The 5,449-nt window shown below is 32.8% G+C and carries 5 protein-coding genes; 3 read left to right on the forward strand and 2 right to left on the reverse strand.

What is annotated here, in order from left to right; genetic code table 11:
• Window positions 1-162: 162 nt before the first annotated feature.
• Window positions 163-627, reverse strand: a complete 465-nt coding sequence (locus ACKI5C_RS10510) for a hypothetical protein (RefSeq protein ID WP_407433064.1) — start codon at window positions 625-627, stop codon at window positions 163-165.
• A gap of 9 nt (window positions 628-636) precedes the next feature.
• Window positions 637-2,304 carry a glutamate--tRNA ligase gene (locus tag ACKI5C_RS10515; protein ID WP_407433065.1) on the reverse strand — a complete coding sequence of 556 codons (1,668 nt, stop codon included), beginning with the start codon at window positions 2,302-2,304 and terminating at the stop codon, window positions 637-639.
• A 178-nt stretch (window positions 2,305-2,482) separates the two neighbouring features.
• Here ACKI5C_RS10515 and ACKI5C_RS10520 point away from each other — a divergent pair, with 178 nt between their 5' ends.
• The 3 genes from ACKI5C_RS10520 to ACKI5C_RS10530 are packed head-to-tail and all read left to right on the forward strand — an operon-like array spanning window position 2,483 to window position 5,317.
• Window positions 2,483-3,484 carry a tetratricopeptide repeat protein gene (locus ACKI5C_RS10520; protein ID WP_407433066.1) on the forward strand — a complete coding sequence of 334 codons (1,002 nt, stop codon included), beginning with the start codon at window positions 2,483-2,485 and terminating at the stop codon, window positions 3,482-3,484.
• Window position 3,485: 1 nt separating this feature from the next.
• Window positions 3,486-4,493, forward strand: coding sequence for an aldo/keto reductase (locus ACKI5C_RS10525; RefSeq protein ID WP_407433067.1), 1,008 nt, complete (start codon window positions 3,486-3,488; stop codon window positions 4,491-4,493).
• Between the two features lie 2 nt (window positions 4,494-4,495).
• Window positions 4,496-5,317, forward strand: coding sequence for a class I SAM-dependent methyltransferase (locus ACKI5C_RS10530; protein ID WP_407433068.1), 822 nt, complete (start codon window positions 4,496-4,498; stop codon window positions 5,315-5,317).
• Window positions 5,318-5,449: the final 132 nt, after the last annotated feature.

The following is a 5,449-nucleotide window of genomic DNA, read 5'->3' on the forward strand; positions in this document are numbered from 1 at the left end:
ACTTATTTAAGTAATTTACTATTTTTTATCAATTTATATTAAAATTAAAGAAAAATTGGAATGAATTTCATCGAAGTAAAACTTCAAGTGTAAAAAAATTAAATTTTAAAAAGCCTATAAAATTTTACAGACTCAAAAAAAGAAGTAAAATAGTCAAAAAGACTATTCATCATTTAATTTATAGCCATCATCTGAAATAATATATTTAGGCTTTTTAATTTCCATTGACCGAATAATATTTAAGTAAAAATCATCCAATTCTGCATCTGCATAAGGATATACGAATTCAAAGGAATATAAATTATTATCTTTTACAAACATAAATTCATTTCGTTTGATTTCATTTTTATCAGTCTTTATGGAGGATATTATCATATAATAAATATCCTCATTAATAGCTATAAAATCAGCAGTTTCAACATCAATATTGGGATTTGCATTCAGCTGTTCTTCCATTGCATCCTTAATAGCTGGAAGACCTGCCAATGTTGGAGCAATTGAAAATTTAATAGTCATCGGTATTTTAGTATTGACTAAGGACAATTCAACAAAATCTCCCTTATTTTGAATAGGATCAAAGCCTTCAGGAGTTTTTAAATTAACAAATCCATTAGTAAATAATGTCATTTGCCCACCTTATTTATGTGCATAATAGAATACTAATTCATCGTCTTTGATTTCATCCAAACGTGCAAATCCGACTCTTTCAAATTGAACAATGTCACCAACATTTAAATCAGATAATGCTGCTTCACCAAGACCTGTTTTAAGTGATGCATCATCCATTACAATAGTAACGTTAACATTGTCTTCAGCAGGAACCCACTGAATGATTCTTGCTTTTAAATCTCTTGCATCTTCAAAGGAAGTTGAATTGTATGTAATTTCATCACCTTTAATGTCTACATTGACTGCATCCATCAATCTGAATACACCATCAGCAATGTCTGATTTGGCCAGATAAGCACTGCCGTCAAATGGAAGTAATCTGTTGCCTCTGTCCATATGGTCAGCATGAAGCGGCCTTTCAACAATGACTTCGCCGTCTTCATAATTTTTAACTTCAATTAACTGAGGATCTTCTACAAAGAAATAACGATTTGCTATAGGTTCCAACAAATTACGGTTTAAACCATAAATCTTTTTCCAGCTGATAGCTGAATCGGCCATTTTAACACCGATTTCAGTAATGAGATTGTAAATGGTTCTTGGGTCAATTCCTCTTCTTGCAACAGCCCTTAAAGTTCCAAGTCTAGGGTCATCCCATCCACTATAGGTTCCATTTTCTATACCTTCAAGTGCTTTTGAAGTACTTAAAGCAATATCTTCCATTTTTAATCTGCCGTAGTGGATAAATTCAGGCAATTTCCATCCCATATGGTCATATAAGTATTTCTGTTTTTCACTGTTTGCAAGATGGTCTTTTCCTCTTAAAACATGAGTCATTCCCATCAGATGGTCATCTACTGAAACGGAGAAATTCATCATAGGATATATTCTGTACTTATTGCCTAATCTTGGATGAGTTTCATCAACAAGTCTCATTGCTACCCAGTCACGGATAGCAGGATTTTTATGATTGATATCAGTTTTTACTCTTAAAACAGCTTCTCCAGCATCCATTGTATCAAATTTGTCCCATAATTCAAGATTTTTCTCAACAGAATTATCTCTGCACGGACAGGCTTTACAATTATCTTTCAGTTCCTTGAATGTAGCACCGTCACAGGTACACATGTAGGCTGCGCCCTTTTCAATTAGCTGGCGGGCATAATCATAATAAATATCAAATCTGTCAGACTGGTAAACAATTTCATCAGGATTAATTCCCAGCCATTTCAAATCTTCAGGAATCATCTCATAAGCATCTTCATAAACCCTTTTCGGGTCAGTATCTTCAATTCTTAAAATTAATTTACCATTATGTCTTTTTACATATTCTGCATTTGGAACAGCAGCTCTTGAGTGTCCTATATGCAAGGGTCCGCTAGGGTTTGGAGCAAAACGCAAGACGATATTTTCATGAGTTCCAGGAAGTTCTTGAAGTCCTTCTTCTTTTACCTGTTTTTTCTCCTGAACTTCAACATTATATTTTTCCATTTCACTTGCCTGCTCTTCAGCGGATAACTTATTTACCTGAGCTACAATCTTTCCTGCAAGCGGCCCTATTTCTTTTGCTCTGCTTCTGAGTTCAGGTTCATTTGCCATGATGGAACCCATAACAGCACCTGGGTTTGCACTTCCTTTGTGTTTAGCCGCATTCAATAAAGCATGCTTATATACAATTTCTTCTAAATCATTCATTTAATCACACAATTTAAAATTTATAAAAAAATAAGTAATTAGAGTAAAACTCTTATTATAATATAATATTTAATTTAAGATATAAAAATACTTAATGTTTTTTAATTAAAAAAAACATAATTTAAATTGAGAGTAGTTATAAAAAAAGGGAAAGATAAAAAAATTATGGGTAGATAAAATGAGTGATGCTATCAAAACAGCAAAACTATACATTCAGGATGAAAACTATAACGAAGCATTTAAACTATCTAAAAAAAGACATTCAAAAGATGATATTGAAGATTACTTAACTATTTTAGACTTGCTGATTGATAAAGAATACCTGCCTGCTCTGGAAGAAAAGGGAATGTATTACCAGTATTATGATGAAACTCATGACAATGGAGATTATGGTGAAAAATACTTTGACAGATATTTGGAAAAACAGCCAAGATCCATTAATGTAATATGTGATAAAGCATTATCCAAATTTAACAAAAAGAAAATAGATGAAGCGCTTGAATATATGGATAAGGCAGAAGAAAAATACAAATCATATTCACCTATTGAAAAACCCAGAATTTCAAAAAAAGAAGTTAAAATGGGCAAGATTGAACTTTTAATTCAGGCAAAAAGATATGAAGAAGCTCTGACTAACCTCGATAATTACGAAAAACAGTACGGTGGAGATAGCAAATCAGACCTATATAAAGGACAGATGCTTCAAAAATGTGGTGAAAACAACAAAGCATTGGAATATCTGGATAAATCCCTTGAAAATGAAGAAACATTAATTGCATACAACTCCAAAGGAGATGCACTGTATGAACTTGGCGAGTATAAAAGTGCATTAAAATACTTTAATCACTGCATTAGCTATGAAAAGCAGGTAGACGATTTGGAATTAATTACCAACTTTAATTATAAGGCAGCATTTTGCTGCGTTAAATTGGGAAATGATAAAGAAGCTGTTAAATATCTGAATAAAACTATCAATATGCTGAATGAACATGGAAGACTGCCGAAAGACTTAGAAATGATTTATCAAAAATGTTCATTTGAAAAGGAAAGAATTATGAAAATAGGTAACGTCAAAGATGCAGAATTTAAACAGACGAGATTTTTTTCAGCAAAAACGGCAATTATATTGTTAATTATTATTTTTATAGCATATATAATATTGAAAATTGCGGGTTATTAAAATGAGACTTGGAAAAACAAATTTGGAAGTTAACAAAAATGGATTTGGAGCTCTTCCAATCCAGAGAAGAAATATGGATGATTCAGTTGAAATATTGCTCCATGCATATGAAAACGGAATAGACTTTTATGATACTGCACATTTCTACACTGACAGTGAAGCCAAATTGGGCAAAGCTTTCGAGGATGTACGTGAAGACATTTACCTTGCAAGCAAAGGAGCTGCTGAAGAAGTTGAAGAATTCTGGAATCAATTGGAAACATCACTTAAAAGCATGAAAACAGACTATCTTGATTTGTATCAATTCCACAATATCTCATTTTGTCCAAAAAGTGAAGATGATTTATATAAGGCAATGCTTGAAGCAAAAGAACAAGGATTAATCAAACATATCGGTATAACAACCCATAAAATTACAATGGCGCATGAAGCAATTGAATCAGGACTATATGAAACACTCCAATACCCATTTTCCTATTTAAGTGGCCAGCAAGAAATAGATCTGGTTAACAAATGTAAGAAACTGGATGTAGGTTTTTTAGCCATGAAAGGGCTTGGAGGAGGATTAATTACCAATTCAAAAGCATCATATGCATTCATGAATCAGTTTGATAATGTATTGCCTATTTGGGGAATTCAAAAAATGGAAGAACTTGATGAATTCCTGAGCTATGATGAAAACACCATTTTAGATGATGAATTAAGAAAAGCTATTGAAAAAGACAAAAAAGAATTAGGGGATGATTTCTGCAGAGGCTGCGGATACTGTATGCCATGTCCTGAAGATATTAATATAAGCCTATGCGCCAGAATGAGCTTATGGATTAGAAGATTTCCGTCAGAACCTTATTTAACTGAAGAATATCAGGAAATGATGGATAAAACTCTGGACTGTATAGAATGCTATACCTGCGTAGATAACTGCCCATATGATTTGGAAATTCCCCGCTTACTTAAAGAAAACTATGAAGACTTTCAAAATGTTTTAAATGGAAAAACAAAGGTGTGAAAATGAAACAATGCATCGAAAATCCAAATGAAGTAAAATGGGATGAATTTTGGGCCAGTGAACTTGAACAAAAGAAAGACCGTGGAAAAGACTGGGACAAGGCAGCAGAAGGTTTTCACAAAAGAGCCAAAATGGATGATTATCACGATGTATTATTCTCAAAACTAATACTGGATAAAAATGACAGTCTTTTGGATTTGGGATGCGGTGAAGGTTCAATAACACTTCCCTTAGCACTTAAAGTTAGAAAAGTGACAGGTGTTGACTCATCAACAAAAATGCTTGAGCTGTTAAACCAGAGAGCCAAAGATAAAGGAATTGATAATGTTGAAACAATTTTAAAGCCTCTTGAAGATATAACCTATGAGGAAGTCGGCCCTCACGATGTTGTTCTGGCATCAAGGTCACTAAACGGAATAATACCCATAAAGAAAACTCTGGAAGAAATCAATAAAATTGCCAACAAATATGTTTTTATAACTTTATTCGGTCCTGAAAACTGGAAAATAGAAGGGGAATTTAACGAATACATCGGCCGTGAAAACAAACATTTTCCCGGACATAACTACCTGTTTAACATATTATTCAACATGGGAATCTATGCAAATATTGAAAGACTGGACATTAAAGCATACCGAGAATACAACAGCATTGAAGAAGCTATGGACAATGGAAAATTCCGTCTGGATTTGTTGAATGATGAAGAAAAATCCAAATTAAAAGAATATCTTGAAAAAATTCTTAGCAAAAATTCTGAAACCGGAAAACTATACAACAAAAAAGACAAAGCGGACTGGATTTTAATTTGGTGGAAAAAAGATTAAAAAAAAGTTTTGAAGTGTATTAAAGCACTTCTATCCAAAGTATTTAAAAATTAGGACCTGGTTGTGGATAATGTTGATCAAATGGAGTTGGATTAATATAAGGTCCAAACGGATTATCATGCGGTAACCATG

The sequence above is a fragment of the Methanobrevibacter sp. genome (assembly GCF_045646045.1).
Taxonomy (GTDB): domain Archaea; phylum Methanobacteriota; class Methanobacteria; order Methanobacteriales; family Methanobacteriaceae; genus Methanocatella.

Bases quoted from the DNA above. Each gene is read 5' to 3' on its own strand.
- ACKI5C_RS10520 (WP_407433066.1), top strand. From the start codon at position 2,483: ATGAGTGATGCTATCAAAACAGCAAAACTATACATTCAGGATGAAAAC.
- ACKI5C_RS10530 (WP_407433068.1), top strand. From the start codon at position 4,496: ATGAAACAATGCATCGAAAATCCAAATGAAGTAAAATGGGATGAATTT.
- ACKI5C_RS10515 (WP_407433065.1), bottom strand. From the start codon at position 2,304: ATGAATGATTTAGAAGAAATTGTATATAAGCATGCTTTATTGAATGCG.
- ACKI5C_RS10510 (WP_407433064.1), bottom strand. From the start codon at position 627: ATGACATTATTTACTAATGGATTTGTTAATTTAAAAACTCCTGAAGGC.
- ACKI5C_RS10525 (WP_407433067.1), top strand. From the start codon at position 3,486: ATGAGACTTGGAAAAACAAATTTGGAAGTTAACAAAAATGGATTTGGA.